The sequence below is a fragment of the Bacillus sp. F9_6S_D1_P_5 genome (assembly GCF_054823925.1).
Window position 1 is genome coordinate 99,228 of record NZ_JBTREW010000001.1, and the last position, 15,851, is coordinate 115,078.

Annotated in this window: 15 protein-coding genes and 1 pseudogene; 13 read left to right on the plus strand and 3 right to left on the minus strand. The window is 33.6% G+C overall.

The features are described from left to right. Positions 1-187: 187 nt before the first annotated feature. Positions 188-1,219: an oxidoreductase gene (locus tag ACUXEY_RS00545; protein ID WP_461299812.1), complete on the plus strand. Its 1,032-nt coding sequence runs from the start codon at positions 188-190 to the stop codon at positions 1,217-1,219. Between the two features lie 56 nt (positions 1,220-1,275). On the opposite strand, the gene ACUXEY_RS00550 is transcribed toward ACUXEY_RS00545, so the two are convergent. Beyond that, positions 1,276-1,719: a VOC family protein gene (locus ACUXEY_RS00550; RefSeq protein ID WP_461299813.1), complete on the minus strand. Its 444-nt coding sequence runs from the start codon at positions 1,717-1,719 to the stop codon at positions 1,276-1,278. 82 nt (positions 1,720-1,801) lie between these two features. On the opposite strand from ACUXEY_RS00550, the pseudogene ACUXEY_RS00555 reads away from it, so the two are divergent. After that, positions 1,802-2,745: pseudogene (locus tag ACUXEY_RS00555) on the plus strand (helix-turn-helix transcriptional regulator). A 90-nt stretch (positions 2,746-2,835) separates the two neighbouring features. Here the strand turns inward: ACUXEY_RS00555 and ACUXEY_RS00560 are convergent. Beyond that, positions 2,836-3,438, minus strand: a complete 603-nt coding sequence (locus ACUXEY_RS00560; RefSeq protein ID WP_166704111.1) for a TetR/AcrR family transcriptional regulator — start codon at positions 3,436-3,438, stop codon at positions 2,836-2,838. 155 nt (positions 3,439-3,593) lie between these two features. Here ACUXEY_RS00560 and ACUXEY_RS00565 point away from each other — a divergent pair, with 155 nt between their 5' ends. From ACUXEY_RS00565 to ACUXEY_RS00610, 10 genes are all read left to right on the plus strand, one after another. After that, positions 3,594-4,487, plus strand: a complete 894-nt coding sequence (locus ACUXEY_RS00565; RefSeq protein WP_461299814.1) for an ABC transporter ATP-binding protein — start codon at positions 3,594-3,596, stop codon at positions 4,485-4,487. Then, a complete protein-coding gene (locus tag ACUXEY_RS00570; protein WP_166703967.1) occupies positions 4,480-5,286 on the plus strand; it encodes an ABC transporter permease subunit in 807 nt (268 codons plus the stop codon). The genes ACUXEY_RS00565 and ACUXEY_RS00570 overlap by 8 nt, the downstream gene beginning before the upstream one ends. 50 nt (positions 5,287-5,336) lie before the next feature. Further along, on the plus strand, positions 5,337-5,708 hold the full coding sequence (locus ACUXEY_RS00575; protein WP_461299815.1) for a VOC family protein: 372 nt from the start codon (positions 5,337-5,339) through the stop codon (positions 5,706-5,708). A 127-nt stretch (positions 5,709-5,835) separates the two neighbouring features. After that, a complete protein-coding gene (locus ACUXEY_RS00580; RefSeq protein ID WP_461299816.1) occupies positions 5,836-6,369 on the plus strand; it encodes a sigma-70 family RNA polymerase sigma factor in 534 nt (177 codons plus the stop codon). 12 nt (positions 6,370-6,381) lie between these two features. Further along, on the plus strand, positions 6,382-7,380 hold the full coding sequence (locus ACUXEY_RS00585) for an anti-sigma factor (protein ID WP_461299817.1): 999 nt from the start codon (positions 6,382-6,384) through the stop codon (positions 7,378-7,380). Positions 7,381-7,397: 17 nt separating this feature from the next. Next, positions 7,398-8,435, plus strand: a complete 1,038-nt coding sequence (locus ACUXEY_RS00590) for an LCP family protein (RefSeq protein WP_461299818.1) — start codon at positions 7,398-7,400, stop codon at positions 8,433-8,435. Positions 8,436-8,633: 198 nt separating this feature from the next. Further along, positions 8,634-9,896 (plus strand): dicarboxylate/amino acid:cation symporter, encoded by a 1,263-nt coding sequence (locus ACUXEY_RS00595; RefSeq protein WP_461299819.1) that lies wholly within the window; start codon positions 8,634-8,636, stop codon positions 9,894-9,896. A gap of 348 nt (positions 9,897-10,244) precedes the next feature. Beyond that, entirely contained in the window at positions 10,245-11,957 is a 1,713-nt protein-coding gene (locus tag ACUXEY_RS00600) for a peptide ABC transporter substrate-binding protein (RefSeq protein ID WP_461299820.1), read from the plus strand. Between the two features lie 404 nt (positions 11,958-12,361). Continuing rightward, on the plus strand, positions 12,362-14,068 hold the full coding sequence (locus ACUXEY_RS00605; protein ID WP_166703960.1) for a peptide ABC transporter substrate-binding protein: 1,707 nt from the start codon (positions 12,362-12,364) through the stop codon (positions 14,066-14,068). A 112-nt stretch (positions 14,069-14,180) separates the two neighbouring features. Then, positions 14,181-14,900 (plus strand): class I SAM-dependent methyltransferase, encoded by a 720-nt coding sequence (locus ACUXEY_RS00610; RefSeq protein WP_166703959.1) that lies wholly within the window; start codon positions 14,181-14,183, stop codon positions 14,898-14,900. Positions 14,901-14,940: 40 nt separating this feature from the next. Here the strand turns inward: ACUXEY_RS00610 and ACUXEY_RS00615 are convergent, their stop codons facing one another. Further along, positions 14,941-15,330 (minus strand): hypothetical protein, encoded by a 390-nt coding sequence (locus tag ACUXEY_RS00615; RefSeq protein ID WP_151634227.1) that lies wholly within the window; start codon positions 15,328-15,330, stop codon positions 14,941-14,943. A 134-nt stretch (positions 15,331-15,464) separates the two neighbouring features. Here ACUXEY_RS00615 and ACUXEY_RS00620 point away from each other — a divergent pair, with 134 nt between their 5' ends. Then, positions 15,465-15,800 carry a hypothetical protein gene (locus ACUXEY_RS00620; protein WP_071757695.1) on the plus strand — a complete coding sequence of 112 codons (336 nt, stop codon included), beginning with the start codon at positions 15,465-15,467 and terminating at the stop codon, positions 15,798-15,800. The last annotated feature ends 51 nt before the right edge of the window (positions 15,801-15,851 follow it).

A 15,851-nucleotide genomic window follows, 5' to 3' on the forward strand; every position in this document is an offset into this window, starting at 1 on the left:
AGGCAAATTATTATGTAAATAATAATAATCTTGTTATAATAACTGAATGAAATCGTTCTCATAAAGTGAAACTTTAATCAATCGGACTTTTACGGGCAGTTGATTCCTCAACTAACTTCTTTACTTTCGCTGAATTTTGAGCAAAGGATCTTACTGTCCGTTAAAGCAGGATAAATGGAGGGGCAACATGAAAAAAATAGGTGTAGGGATTGTAGGATTTGGATTTTCTAGTACAACATTTCACATCCCATTATTACAAACGATAGAAGAATATGATATTCGTGCCGTATTATCTTCAAAAGAAGAGGTAGTAAAAGAAACATTACCGAACGCTAACGTTGTTAGTACAATTGATGAATTGGTGAAGCGAGCTGATATTGACTTAGTGGTTATTACTTCACCGAATACAACTCATTTTCCATATGTAAAAGAAGCAATATTAAATGGTAAGCATGTTGTTGTAGAAAAGCCATTTGTTGTTTCAATTGAAGAAGGGGAAGAGCTTATTTCATTAGCACAGAAGCATAATGTGGTGTTAAGTGTATATCATAATCGTCGTTTTGATAATGATTTCTTAACGATACAGAAATTGCTAGAAGGAAATAGAATAGGGAATGTATATGCATATGAAGCGCATTTCGATCGTTTCCGTCCACATGTACGTGATCGTTGGAGAGAAAAGAACTTACCAGGATCAGGAATACTATACGATTTAGGATCGCATTTAATTGATCAAGCACTATCATTATTTGGGAAACCAGATGCGATAAGAGCAGATGTAATTAAACAACGACCAGGTGCAGAAATTGATGATTACTTCCATGTTATACTTCATTACGGTGTGAAACGTGTCACTTTACATAGTAGCAGTTACGTAAAGCAAGCAGGTCCACACTTTACACTGCATGGAGATAAAGGTTCTATCGTGAAATACGGTATGGATTCACAGGAGGAACAATTAAAAAATGGAATGAAGCCAGGCGATAACGGTTATGGAGTAGATGCTGAAGAGAATTTTGCTACTTTACATACGGAAGAAAAGCTAGAGCGTATTCCGACAGAAGTTGGTTGTTATGATATGTATTATAAAGGTGTGCGAGATAGTATTGTAAATGGTGAGAAACCACCAGTAACAGCAGAAGAAGGCTTAGAAGTTATCAGGCTTATTCAATTAGCGATTGAAAGTAGTGAGACGGGTAGAGTTATCACTGTAAAATAAAAAAGACACGAATTTCGTGTCTTTTTTATTAGGAATATGTGAACATGGCTCATTATTTAGCTTAATCGTTTGTCATACATTAACTGGATTTGTATGCCGTAAGGGTCTTCAATAATACCATATGCTTCACTAAATATATTTTTTTCTAGCGGAGAGATTATTTTCACATGCGTATCGGAAATTAAGTGATTATAAAACCTTTGTATTTCTTCTAAATTAGCACTTTGAATGCAAAGTGACATGTTATTTCCAATGTTATAGCGTTCCTTAGGATTCATTGTATCTTCTGCTATCATTAGCTTTGTATTCCCAATTTGTAAAACAGAGTGAGCGATATGATCTTTATTTTCACTTGTAATTTTAAAAGAACGATCTCTTTTCGCCAGTTCTTCATACGTAATAACCATTAATTTTTTAGCTTCTAAATTACGTGTATAAAAGTTAATTGCCTCCTTTGCTTGCCCATTCATTGAAAGAAAAATAGCTATTTCTAATGTCATAAATTTATAACTCCTTTATTAGTTAATAATTATAATATAAACTAAAAAGGTTTCAATACATGACACCTTTCGGGAGGGAAATATGAAAAAAACGGAACGAATAATGATATGCTTATTTACTTAAATAATAAAAGGTATTTTAATTTAAAGGACTTAATGGTTAGATATGATATTTCTAAAAGTACCGCGTTGCGAGATATTCAATCACTGGAAGAAATAGGTGTACCGATATATTCTGAACTAGGTAGAAATGGAAGTTACAAAATTATAGAAAATAGTGTGTTATCGCCAATTTATTTTAGTGTGGATGAAATGTATGCGTTATACTTTTCGATTCTTACACTAAATGGATACAAGACGAAACCATTTAATATAGAAAGTATAGCGCTTGAAAATAAAGTTAAACATGTACTACCGGATAATGTGAGTAAAAATATTTCTATTATGGAGCGAACGCTTTCCTTTGAAGTAACAAATCATAGTAATTTTAGTCCGTACTTAAAAGAAATTTTACAGGGGATTTTTGCTGAGCGAGTTTATCATTTAACATATTTAAAAAAAGATGCGGAGAAAGTATTGATCGCCCAATTTATTCGAATCGAATCTAAATTTGGCCAGTGGTATGCTAAAATCTTTAACTTTGAGACAAATCATGTTCAAATAATTAGATGTGATAAAATTCTTTCTATTGAGGAAACAAGAAATACGAATCCAAAAAACCTTGAAGAGTTGTTAAGTTATCTTACTGATTTTCATAGAAAGCCTGATGCAATTGATTTTATTGTCATTGTTAATCAAAAAGGAAAAGACATTTTTGATAAAGAGAATTATCCTTCCATGAGGATACAAAAAGAAAATGAAAATTATAGTATAACAGGCTATTTTAACAAGCAAGAAGTTGAGTTTATTTCAAGTTATTTTCTGAATTTCGGTGAAACGATTATCTCAATTCAGCCTGTTATGCTAAAAGAGTTAATCTATAATAAGGTATTTTCTTTAAAGCAACATTTAACTTCTTTAAGGTAAATTCAGCTTTAGTCATTTTTGACATGAAAAAGCCCTTGAGATTTAAATATCCAAAGGGCTTTTTATGATGGTATTTGTTCTTTAGAAACATTATTGTTTTGGGACGGACAGTCCATAAAAGAACATCGTAACGATATCTTGTATATGTTTTTCGCGATCTCCTTCAAGAAGCTGTGCCCCGAAATCATCACCTAATTTAGTGAACATTTGAATGTATAGCAACATCATTTCTTTAGTAAGGTGAGGGTTAATTTCATTTTTTTGCTGTGCTTGTTCTAATATTTCTAAATACCAAGGCAGAATTTTTTCGTTTTGATAACTATAAATAAACTCTCGGAGCTCTTCATCTCTTTGCATCATTTGTAGTAACATATCCGGCTGAAATAACCCACCAGTATTCATTTTTCTTACAATCATTTTTTGCATCATATCATGAAAAGGTAATTTTTCCGCTGCAAGATCTTTATAATATTGAAATTCAGATATGATAAATTCTTGTATAAGCTCTCTAAATAACGCATCTTTACTTCCGAAATGATTATAAATGGTAACTTGAGAAACGTTTGCTTCTTTTGCAATATGTTCTATTTTCACTTCATTAAATCCGCGTTCTGAAAATAATAAGAAGGCTGCCTCTTTAATAGCACGTTTTTTCTTTTCTTTCACTTTTTCAAAGCCGTTCAATACAATCACCTCAATAAAAATATACAAGAAAATACACGTAAAAACAATAATTTTGAAATATCGACTTAAAAATATTTCAAAAAGTTGTTGCGAATATGGAAGATGAGGAGTACAATAATTTTGAAATATCACATGTTAAATATTTCAAAAAATGAGGTGGAATTATGATTTCAGTTCAAGATGTTACAAAACAGTTTTCAAATGGAAAAGGCTTGTTTCATATTACATTTGATGTAAAAGAAGGAGAAGTATTTGGTTACTTAGGACCGAATGGTGCCGGTAAATCCACAACGATTCGTAATTTAATGGGATTTATAAAACCGACTGCTGGAAAATCTTCAATTTTCGGATTAGATTGTTGGAATGAAGCGGCGAAAATTCAAAGGGAAGTCGGTTATTTGCCGGGTGAAATTTCTTTTATTGAAGGAATGAACGGATTAGAGTTTTTAAAATTAATGCAAGGAATGCGCGGTTTAAAGGATACGAAAAGACGAGATGAACTAATAGAACGTCTACAATTTGATGTAAAAACACCAATTCGCAAAATGTCTAAAGGAATGAAACAAAAAGTAGGAATTGTTGCTGCTTTTATGCATGATCCAGAAGTGTTAATTTTGGATGAACCGACATCAGGACTCGATCCGCTTATGCAGCAAGTATTTATAGATTTAATAGTAGAGGAAAAGCAAAGAGGGAAAACAATCCTTATGTCATCACACATTTTTACTGAGATTGAGAGAACTTGTGACAGAGTGGCTATAATTAAAGATGGCCGCCTTGTAACAGTTGAAAATATTCATGATTTACAAAGTATGAGACGACAAGTAATAGATGTAACTGTATCATCGCAAGAAGAGATTGAATCTCTTACGCAATGTAATTTGCAATTTGAAGCGGTGAAAGGTAGAGAAGTATCGATTATTGTACAAGGAAACTATCAAACTGTTTTACAAACACTTTCAAACTATAATGTAACGGCACTTCAAACGAGAGCAATGGATTTAGAACATTTATTTATGCATTATTACGATAAGAAAGAAGGGGTAAAGCATGAATAAGCAATTGTTTTTAGCTAGTTTGAAAGAAACACAAAAAAGTATTTTGAGTTATGCAACTGGCGCAGCTTTATATTTATGGTTGATAATTTGGATCTTCCCTTCAATGGTATCGGCGAAAGGGTTAAATGAATTAATAAGTGCTATGCCTGATAGTGTGAAAAAAATTGTTGGCATGGAAAGTCCGATTCAAAATGTAATGGATTTTTTAGCTGGCGAATATTATAGTCTATTGTTTATTATCATATTGACAATTTTTTGTGTAACAGTTGCGACGCATTTAATTGCCCGTCATGTAGATAAAGGAGCGATGGCATATTTACTCGCAACGCCTGTATCTAGAGTGCAAATTGCAATCACGCAAGCATCTATTCTTATATTGGGACTACTAATTATTGTAGCTGTTACGTATGTAGCAGGTATAGTAGGTGCAGAATGGTTTTTAGAAGATAATAATTTAAATAAAGAATTATTCCTGAAGATAAACGTAGTCGGAGGGCTCATCTTTTTAGTCGTTAGTGCTTATTCATTTTTCTTTTCTTGTATATGTAATGACGAAAGAAAGGCACTTAGCTATTCAGCAAGTTTAACAATTTTGTTTTTCGTAACGGATATGGTAGGTAAATTAAGTGATAAGTTAGAGTGGATGAGAAATATATCATTATTTACGCTATTTCGTCCGAAAGAAATTGCTGAGGGAACGTATAATATATGGCCAGTGAGTATAGGTTTAACTGCTGGAGCACTTTGTATTTTCATCGTAGCGATTGTAGTGTTTAGGAAGAGGGATTTACCGTTATAGAGTAGAAAGTCCACTATATGAGTGGACTTTTTTTGATGAGGAGGAAACTAGTGGATCATTTATTCCGGGTGAAGCTATATGTAAATGATATCGAAAAGACATTATTGTTCTATGAAGAAGTAATTGGTTTAAAGCTGTATAAAAGAAATATGCATGCAGTGCGTTTTAATCACGACCAGTTTTCTTTATTACTAGCTAGTGATTCAATATTGAATGAAAATCATTATTTTTACGATAGAAAAGAAAGGAAGGGTAATGGCTTTGAACTAATTATTGTTGTCGACCACATTGAAGATGTATATGAACGTTGTAAAGAGAAGCGATGTACAATACAAGAAGAAATTCAAACTTATCCGTGGGAGATGAGAGGATTTAAAGTTGTGGATCCAGACGGATATTTCCTTAGGATCACATCTAAGTAAAGGTAAACATGAAGAATGTTTACCTTTTTTTATGAAAATATTCAAAAAAATGAACCTTTTTCTAGGCTCACCCGTCTAATACATGTAAAGTTAAATTTGAAGTGAGGATGAAACAGGAGGAGCAATTGTGAAAGTAATCCCTTTATATAAAATGATTGTAAAAGAAGAAACGGATGTTTCTTTAGCGAAAAAAGGTGATCATGAAGCGTTTATGGCGCTTATACATACAGAAAAAGTGAAGATGTATCGCATTGCAAAGGCTATGTTACGCGATGAGGCAAATATAGAAGATGCGATACAGGCAACAATTTTAAAAGCCTATGAAAATATAAAAAAATTAAAGAAAGAAGAGTTTTTTCAAACTTGGTTAGTTCGAATTTTGATAAATGAGTGTAACAACATTATTAGATCATACAAAAAGGTAATGGTAATAGAAGAAAGTAATTACAATATGAGTGCTTATGATCAGTATGAAGATATAGATTTGTGTAATGCGATTCAATCATTACATGAAGAGTTAAGAGCTGTTACGGTGCTTTTTTATTATGAAGATATGAATCAAGAAAGTATAGCGAAGCTTTTAGAAGTGCCAAAAGGAACAGTGAAATCGAGATTGTCACGCGCGAGGGAACAACTGCAAAAGCGATTAAAGATGGAATAGGGGGTGTATTGGATGGATAACGAAAAATTATTTGATGAGAAATTAAAAAAGAAAATAAAAGAAGAGAATGTTATAGTACCGCCAGAGTTAAATGAAAAGATTAATCGTACACTACATAATCTTCCGGTAAAAAAGAAAGGTTACAGAGTTTATATGATGGCTATAAGTGCTGCGGTTCTAACACTTTCCATTGTGTCTATGTCGGAGTTTTCTGATCAAATTTTTGCTCAAAATGGTGGAGTATTTGAATATGTAAAGAAAAAGGCGTTTTCTGATTATGAAAATGAAGAAGAAATAAAATCGAACGTAAATTATCCAGATAAAGAAAAGATTCATGAAAAGATGCTGGATTCCATTGATCATTTTAATAATATTTCAGGACAATTTGAGGAATATTCTAGTTCGTCAAGAATTGCTACAACATACAAATATGCGATTGATACGGAGCAACAAAGTGGTATCTCTTCGAAAGAAGATAAGCTAACGAAAAAACGAACAATTATATATCACGAGGGCAAGAAAAAAGAATTTGATGATGAGAAGTATACATATAAAGAGACGAAATGGAGCCCGAAAGGAAGAAACTATGAACTATTAAAATTAAATCCTACGGAAAGGTTATTGAGAAAATCAGGCGAGAAACAAAGGTATGATGATGAATATATAGGATTCGCGAAGTATAGTATTCAATCAGAATTTGCTGATCTACTCATTCGATATAAAGATTGGAATTATAAAGAAACGAAGTATCTTGGACTTGATTGCTACAAAATAGAAGGGACAATAAATATAGAAATGCCTGTAAATACATCTGAAGATTTAAGAGGGAAATTTGAAATGGTTGTAGAGAAAAATACAGGAATTATGCTAAAGTTCCTTAGTCTCCACGAAGGTATGATTCAATATTCGATTACGACTGAATGGATACAAATAAACAAAGGGTTGAAAGAGAATGTATTTCAAAAGGATCGCGCTAAGTATGAAAAATTGAAAAACATATTAGATGAATAGAAAACGGAGGGAAATATATGGAGAATACCTCTTCTTCAAGAGAAAAGAAAAATAAAAGAAAATATAAGAAGACAATGATAATAAGTGTATTGTTAGCAGTATTATTATTTGGCGGAGTTGCATATGGTGCTTATGTGTATATGAAAACTTCTAATCTCGTACAAAAATCTAGTTTGAATTTAGCACGCGGTGAAAAATCAAATTTACGTGAGAAAGCCGTAAAGCCGATTACAAATAATGTTTCACTTTTAATTATGGGCATTGATGAAAATCAAGAACGACAAAAGGAGTATAATGGTGCATTTCATACAGATGCGCTACTGTTAGCTACTTTTAATAAAGATGATAAGACAGTGAAATTAACGAGTATACCACGTGATACATACACATATGTTCCAGTTGAAAAGAAAAAAGATAAAATAACGCATGCATATGGAAGTGGTTTCGTTAAAAATGGTAAAGATGGAGGGCCACAAGCTTCAATGGAAACGGTAGAAAAATTGTTACAAGTGCCTGTTGATTATTTTGTGAAGTTTAATTTTAATGCATTCACGAAAATTGTTGATGGATTAGATGGGATTGAAGTAGATGTCCCGGTTGAATTTACGGAGCAAAATAGTAAAGATGAACCTGACGCAATTCATTTGAAAAAGGGACTACAAAAATTAACAGGGGAAGAAGCACTTGCACTGGCAAGAACGCGTCATATTGATAGTGATGCAATGAGAGGTCAGCGCCAACAGCTTGTTATTGAAGCGATGTTAAGTAAATTAAAAAGTGTAGGCTCGATTACGAAGCTAGAAAAAATAGTTGAAGCGGTTGACGGCGATTTTAAAACAAACTTAGTAATGGATGATATTTTATCTTTTTATAAATACGGTTTAAACGGTTCAGTTGAAAAAATACAATTAGCTGGTGATGATTTATATTTACCTAACGGTCCAAATGGGCAACGTGTATATTATTATAATCCTAATAAAAAAGATTTGCAGAGTTTGAGTAATACGCTTAGAACACATTTAGGATTAAGTGAAAAGCAGATTGAGGAGAATTAAAGCAGACGTAATGTCTGCTTTTTATTGTGTATAATAGTATGTCATTTATTTATCAATGTTATATATTATTTTAAAATTAAAGATAATAGTGTAACATAAAGTTGTGGTTTAAGTTAAATAACAAGGAGGCTATCACATAGAATACATGTCATTGATTAAAATAGTTTGGGAGAAATGAAAAACAGGGGAGTATTAAAAATGAGAATTGTAAAGAATTTAACATTCCAAGTTATTGTGGCAATTATTTGTGGTATTGCAGTAGGGGCAATTTGGCCTAGTGTTGGACAAGAGATGAAGCCAATTGGTGAAACGTTCATCAATATGATTAAAATGGTTATTGCACCGATAATCTTTTTAACGATTGTGCTTGGTATTGCAAGTATGGGAAGTATGAAAAAGGTTGGTCGTGTTGGTGGTAAGGCACTATTATATTTTGAAATTGTTACAACAGCAGCTTTACTTATTGGTATCATCGTAGCGAATGTTGTACGTCCCGGAGATGGATTAGATCCTTCAAAACTAAAGGGCGGAGATGTTTCCCAATATGTACAAAGCGGACAAGAAATGAAGTGGATGGATTTCTTTTTACATATTGTGCCGTCTAACATGTTTGAAGCATTTGCAAAAGGTGATATTTTACAAGTTCTGTTCTTCTCTATTTTATTCGGTGCAGGGTTAACGATGCTCGGGAAAAATGGACAGCCGGTTATCGACTTTTTTGAAAGATTATCGAAAGTATTTTTTAATATTTTATCTATTGTTATGAAGTTAGCACCGGTTGGAGCATTCGGCGGAATGGCGTTTACAATTGGTAAATATGGTTTAAGCACGCTCATACCACTTAGTAAATTAATGATTTGTGTGTATGCGACAATGGCATTATTTGTTTTTATTGTTTTAAATTTTATTTGTAAACTGTACAAATTTAGTTTGTGGAAATATTTAGCTCACATTAAAGAAGAATTACTCATTGTTCTCGGGACATCGTCATCAGAATCAGTACTGCCGCGAATGATGACAAAGATGGAAGACTTCGGATGTTCGAAGCCAGTAGTAGGTTTAGTCATTCCGACAGGATACTCTTTTAATTTAGATGGAACGACAATTTACTTATCGATGGCTACAATATTTTTAGCTCAAGTCTTTCACGTCGATCTTTCACTAGGTCAACAATTAACTATAATAGCTATTTTATTAGTTACATCTAAAGGGGCAGCAGCAGTAACAGGTGGAGGCTTTATTGTACTAGCATCTACGTTATCTGCAATGAATGTTATCCCGTTAGAAGGGTTAGCACTATTACTTGGTGTAGATCGTTTCATGTCAGAAGCACGTGCTATCGTCAATTTAATTGGTAATGGTATTGCGACTGTAGTTGTTGCAAAAAGTGAAAATGAATTTGATGATGAGAAGTATACGAGAGTAATAGAGGAAATGAAAAGAGAGAAAATGGCCGGATAAAAAAGTCAGCTTTGCTGACTTTTTTATTTTTGTAGAAAAGAGCTTTGTTACGATATACATTATTTATTAACAATAATTTACAAGTGTTTTATAGTGAAGAGATATAAAGACTATTAAATCAATACATAGAATTCAATAAGGTATAGTGTTTCGAAAGAATATGGAATTTTTATGAATATTACTGTAAAAAAATAATTTTTTAAAAATTTTCAATAATAACACTTTACAAAACTCGAAAAATTAGTAGAATAATAGTTAATAAGAATCTTCTGATAAATATATAAATAAAAACAGAATTATCAGAAAATTCTTAAATGAGAGCGTTAAGAATTAGGGAGGGTACAGAAAGTGAAAAAGAAAAAAATGAAAAAACTAACAGCGGTTGTAGCACCAGTTTTAGCAATGAGTATGGCATTAACAGCATGTTCTACATCAGGCGGAGATAAGAAGACAAACACAAATTCTAGCTCTGGCGGAGATAGTAAATCAGGAGAAAAACTAGCAGCGAAGCAAGTGCTAAATCGTACAGAAACAAATGAGATTCCAACAATGGATACTTCTAAAAATACAGATACATTAGGTTCTCAAATTTTAGGGAACACAATGGAAGGTTTATATCGATTAGATAAAGATAACAAACCAATCCCAGCTGCGGCAGAATCAAGCACGAAGAGTGAGGATGGTAAAAAATATACATTCAAATTACGTAAAGATGCAAAATGGTCAAATGGTGATCCTGTAACAGCGAAAGATTTCGCATTTGCATGGCAACGTCTATTAGACCCAAAAACAGCTGCTGAGTATGCATTCATTGCATTCCCAATTAAAAATGCAGAAGCGGTTAATAAAGGGGAAAAACCTGCAACTGAACTAGGAGTGAAGGCAGTAGATGACCTTACTTTAGAAGTTGAATTAGAACAAGCAGTGCCATACTTCTTAAACTTAGTGGCATTCCCATCGTACTATCCGTTAAATGAGAAATTTGTAAAAGAAAAAGGGGATAAATTCGGTTTAGAGTCTGATACAACAGTATATAACGGACCGTTCGTTCTTACTGATTGGAAGCATGAGCAAGGTTGGAAACTAAAGAAAAACGATCAATATTGGGATAAAAAGACTGTAAAACTAGACGAAATTAACTATAGTGTAGTAAAAGAAGTAGCTACAAGAGTAAACTTATATGATACAAATGCAATTGATTTCGCGCTATTATCAGGTGAATTCGTTGATAAGTATAGAAACAATAAAGAAGAGTTTGGCACATACTCACAAGTAAGTACTTACTTCTTACGTATGAACCAAAAACGTGGCGGACAAGATACACCGTTAAAGAGCCAAAAATTACGTGAAGCAATTGCATTATCAATTGATAAAAAGAATTTATCAAATGTTATTTTAAATGATGGATCTAAGCCTGCGGACTTCTTAGTACCAAAAGGATTAGCGACTGGCCCAGACGGTAAAGACTTCCAAGAAACATTTAAAAATGGTATTAAACCAGATGCGAAAAAAGCAGCAGCTGCATGGGAAGAAGCGAAAAAAGAGCTTGGAAAAGACCAAGTTACAATTGAGTTATTAAACTATGACACTGGTAATGCGAAAAAAGTTGGGGAATATGTAAAAGATCAAATTGAGAAAAACTTAAAAGGGGTAACTGTTAATATTAAACTTCAGCCATTCAAGCAAAAGCTGAAATTAGAAACAGAGCAAGATTATGATTTATCATATGCTGGTTGGGGACCTGACTATGCTGATCCAATGACATTCTTAGATATGTTCCAATCTAATCATTCTCATAACCAAATGAGCTTCGCAGATCCGAAGTATGATGATATGATCAAAAAAGCTGGCGGCGAATTAATGGGTGACGCGAAGAAACGTTGGGAAGAGCTAGGAAAAGCTGAGAAATTGCTTCTTGAGCAAGATGTAGCACTTGTACCTTTATACCAACGTGGTGATGCATACGTTCAAAAACCAAATGCAAAAGGCATCGTTCACCATAACATTAGCCCAGAGTATAGCTTCAAGTGGGCATACATGACTGAAAAAGATGGGAAATAATTTTAAACAATAATGCTAGTTTTAAGTGGATGTATACAAGCTTCTTAACTTATTTTGTAGTGAGAATCTCATTGTCCACAATAGAAAGATAAAATGATAGAGCATCCCGAAAGTAGACTACTTACTTTTGGGATGCTTTTTACTATTTGATCAAATTTTATATATAGAGAGAATAAGAAAAATATAGCTAACATATAGTAGATGGGGGAGATAACCTATTTAGTAGTAATAGAAAAATATATTGTTACTATAACAAAAAGTTAAATATTCTAAAAAAAAGAAAAATAACTTTACAAAAACTGAAAAATCAGTAGAATATTAATTAATAAGAATTTTCTGATAACTAATTTAACGGGAAATCTCTCAAAGTTAATTTCGTACATATAATTGGGGAGGGTACAAGAATGAAGAAAAAGATGAAAAAGTTTACGGCGGTTGTAGCGCCAGTTTTAGCGATGAGTATGGCGTTAACTGCGTGTTCTGGATCTTCTGGTGGGGAGAAGAAAACGACAACGACGTCTAATAATGGTGGGGAAGAGAAGAAATCTGATATCAAATATGCGGCAAAGCAAGTGTTAAATCGTACAGAAACGAATGAAATTCCGACAATGGATACCTCTAAATCAACTGATACTTTAGGTTCTCAAATTTTAGGGAATACGATGGAAGGTTTATATCGCCTTGATAAAGATAATAAACCAATTCCCGCTGTAGCAGAATCTAGCACAAAAAGCGAGGATGGTAAAAAATATACTTTTAAATTACGAAAAGATGCAAAATGGTCGAATGGTGATCCAGTAACAGCGAAAGATTTCGTATTTGCATGGCAACGTATATTAGATCCAAAAACAGCTGCTGAGTATGCGTTTATTGCATACTATCTTAAAAATGCAGAAGCGATTAATCAAGGAAAAGCAGAAGTGTCTACATTAGGTGTAAAAGCAGTAGATGATTATACGCTGGAAGTCGAATTAGAAAAACCAGTACCATATTTCTTGAATTTAATGGCATTCCCATCGTACTATCCATTAAATGAAAAGTTCGTAAAAGAAAAAGGAGATAAATACGGTTTAGAATCTGATACGACAGTATATAACGGCCCGTTCGTTCTTACTGATTGGAAACATGAGCAAGGATGGAAACTGAAGAAAAATGATCAATATTGGGATAAAAAGACTGTAAAACTAGATGAAATTAATTATAGTGTAGTAAAAGAAGTAGCTACAAGAGTAAACTTATATGATACAGGTGCAATTGATTTCGCGTTGTTATCAGGAGAATTTGTTGATAAGTATAGAAATAATAAAGAAGAGTTTGGGACTTATTCACAAGTAAGCACATACTTTATCCGTATGAACCAAAAACGTGGCGGACAAGATACGCCGTTCAAGAGCCAAAAACTACGTGAGGCAATTGCCTACTCTATTGACAAGAAAAATTTAGCAAATGTTATTTTAAATGATGGTTCAAAACCAGTTGATTTCTTAGTAGCAAAAGGTTTAGCGGCTGGACCAGACGGTAAAGATTTTGCAGAAACATTCAAAAACGGTTTAAAACAAGACTCCAAAAAGGCAGCAGTTGCTTGGGAAGAAGCGAAAAAAGAACTTGGAAAAGATCAAGTGACAGTTGAACTGTTAAATTATGATACTGGTAATGCGAAAAAAGTTGGGGAATATATAAAAGACCAAGTTGAAAAGAACCTAAAAGGTGTGACAGTAAATATTAAGCTACAACCATTTAAGCAAAAACTGAAATTAGAGTCAGACCAAGATTATGATTTCTCATATGGTGGTTGGAATCCTGATTATGCGGATCCAATGACGTATCTTGATATGTTTGAATCAAAAAATTCACAGAACCAAATGAGTTTCTCTGATTCAAACTATGATGATATGATCAAAAAAGCTGGCGGCGAATTAATGAGTGATGCGAAAAAACGTTGGGACGAACTAGGAAAAGCTGAGAAATTACTCCTAGAAAAAGATGTAGCAATTGTACCTTTATACCAACGTGGTGATGCATATGTTATGAAACCAAATGTAAAGGGAATTGTGAAACATAATATTAGTCCGGAATATAGTTTTAAATGGGCGTATGTAGAAGAGAAATAAAAAAGATAAGAGCATTTTCAAGCTGCTGTATAGCACTTGGAAATGCTTTTTTATGTGCACGATTTATTGATGGGTGAATATATGTATTATAGAAAATTTAAAGGAGAATTTTATGAAACGAAATACTTACATCGATTTCCTAGCTTATTACGGAATAGGAAGTGCTCATCCTGGTGGTTTTACGTTAACAAAACAATTGTTAGCACAATTGCCTTTTAAATATGGAGCAAAAGTCCTTGAAATCGGCTGCGGTACAGGGAAAACAGCGGCGTACATGACAAAAGAGTGTGGTTATAAAGTAACGGCGGTTGAAAAGAATGAGATTATGATTCAAAAGGCGAAAGATAGATGGTCGTTTGAAGGAATAAATATTCAATTAATTGAAGGGAATGTAGAGCAATTACCATGTTTGCATGACTCATTTGAGTTCGTACTCGGAGAATCGATACTTGCTTTTACAGAGAAAGAAAGGGTTATCTCAGAGTGCTATCGTGTACTACAGAAAGACGGTAAGCTTGTTGTCATTGAAATGATTATTGATAGGCATATTGATAAGGGGGAGGAAGAAAAAATCGCTCAATTATACGGGATGAAAGAACTATTAACTGAGCGTGAATGGGTACAATTATTTCAGAAAGCAAACTTTAAAAGAATTACAATCGCTGGTGGTGGTACAATTGCAGAAACGATCTCGGGCTATATAGAAGAGCCAGAATGGAATGTATCCTCGCATATTCCAAATGAATTATATGAGGCATGGGTACAGCATGAAAATGTACGGCTTATGTACCAGCACATTTTAGGTCATCGTATTTTTATATGTGAAAAATAAAGGTAAAGAGTTGGCTAAAGGTAGTCAACTCTTTACTATGTTAAATGAAAAATAATGCAGCTAATGTAATTCCGAAGATGAAACCAAATCCGAGTTCGACGCCCCATCCACAACCGCCGCCTCCCCAGCCGCCGCAACTACCGCAACCACGACCGCCACATCCACAGCCGCTGAATCCACCACCACAACCAAATCCGCAACTATCACATCTGCTAATGCCGCCACAAAGGTCACAACCACCGTTTGCATATGCGTCATAGTATCCGAATCCAGTATCAAAAGATGAGCGCTGTTGCACTGGCTCAATCCATACAGAGCTGTTTGTCACATCAATTATTTTACCTAAATGAATGCGACCATCACGATCTTCAATGCGAACGACTTTACCGAAATAACGTCGGCACGTATCATAACATTTTTGTCTATGCATATTCATTCCTCCTTCCCCATTACAGTAATACGATATGTAAAGGGGACAAGTGCGGCTTGTACGAATGCCCTATCTATCATAATTGTTATAGGAAAGGGGAAATATAGGAAGAGGATATATAAGGAGGAAAAGGCATGAAATCTACAGATCAGTTTCAGACATATGAAGTACCATGGGAAGAATTTATTGAAGCGTTGCGAGAGGAAATGAAGAAGCAAGTAGGAGCAGATATTATTGATACAGTAGTTTGTAATTTAGAAGACGGTTTTGAAGTGTATACATATGTGCAAGGGGATTTGGATTTTGAATATAAGGAAGCGCTTGAAAGAAAATATGGGAGCGATGCAAAAACTCCTAACGTGTTAACGATTATGTTATTAGCTAGCATTTATAGTACAAGTGAAGAGAATTTACGCTTACATGCGGATCATAAAGATAATCCAATTGTTGAAGTGTATGTGAAGCAATAAATCAAACTTTTTATTATGTGTTTTCAATATAAAAAGTAGGAAAAGTCTGTT

Excerpts from the sequence above, each read along its gene's own strand:
- ACUXEY_RS00545 (WP_461299812.1), top strand. The coding sequence starts at position 188 with ATGAAAAAAATAGGTGTAGGGATTGTAGGATTTGGATTTTCTAGTACA.
- ACUXEY_RS00550 (WP_461299813.1), bottom strand. The coding sequence starts at position 1,719 with ATGACATTAGAAATAGCTATTTTTCTTTCAATGAATGGGCAAGCAAAG.
- ACUXEY_RS00565 (WP_461299814.1), top strand. The coding sequence starts at position 3,594 with ATGATTTCAGTTCAAGATGTTACAAAACAGTTTTCAAATGGAAAAGGC.
- ACUXEY_RS00570 (WP_166703967.1), top strand. The coding sequence starts at position 4,480 with ATGAATAAGCAATTGTTTTTAGCTAGTTTGAAAGAAACACAAAAAAGT.
- ACUXEY_RS00585 (WP_461299817.1), top strand. The coding sequence starts at position 6,382 with ATGGATAACGAAAAATTATTTGATGAGAAATTAAAAAAGAAAATAAAA.
- ACUXEY_RS00590 (WP_461299818.1), top strand. The coding sequence starts at position 7,398 with ATGGAGAATACCTCTTCTTCAAGAGAAAAGAAAAATAAAAGAAAATAT.
- ACUXEY_RS00595 (WP_461299819.1), top strand. The coding sequence starts at position 8,634 with ATGAGAATTGTAAAGAATTTAACATTCCAAGTTATTGTGGCAATTATT.
- ACUXEY_RS00605 (WP_166703960.1), top strand. The coding sequence starts at position 12,362 with ATGAAGAAAAAGATGAAAAAGTTTACGGCGGTTGTAGCGCCAGTTTTA.
- ACUXEY_RS00610 (WP_166703959.1), top strand. The coding sequence starts at position 14,181 with ATGAAACGAAATACTTACATCGATTTCCTAGCTTATTACGGAATAGGA.
- ACUXEY_RS00615 (WP_151634227.1), bottom strand. The coding sequence starts at position 15,330 with ATGCATAGACAAAAATGTTATGATACGTGCCGACGTTATTTCGGTAAA.
- ACUXEY_RS00620 (WP_071757695.1), top strand. The coding sequence starts at position 15,465 with ATGAAATCTACAGATCAGTTTCAGACATATGAAGTACCATGGGAAGAA.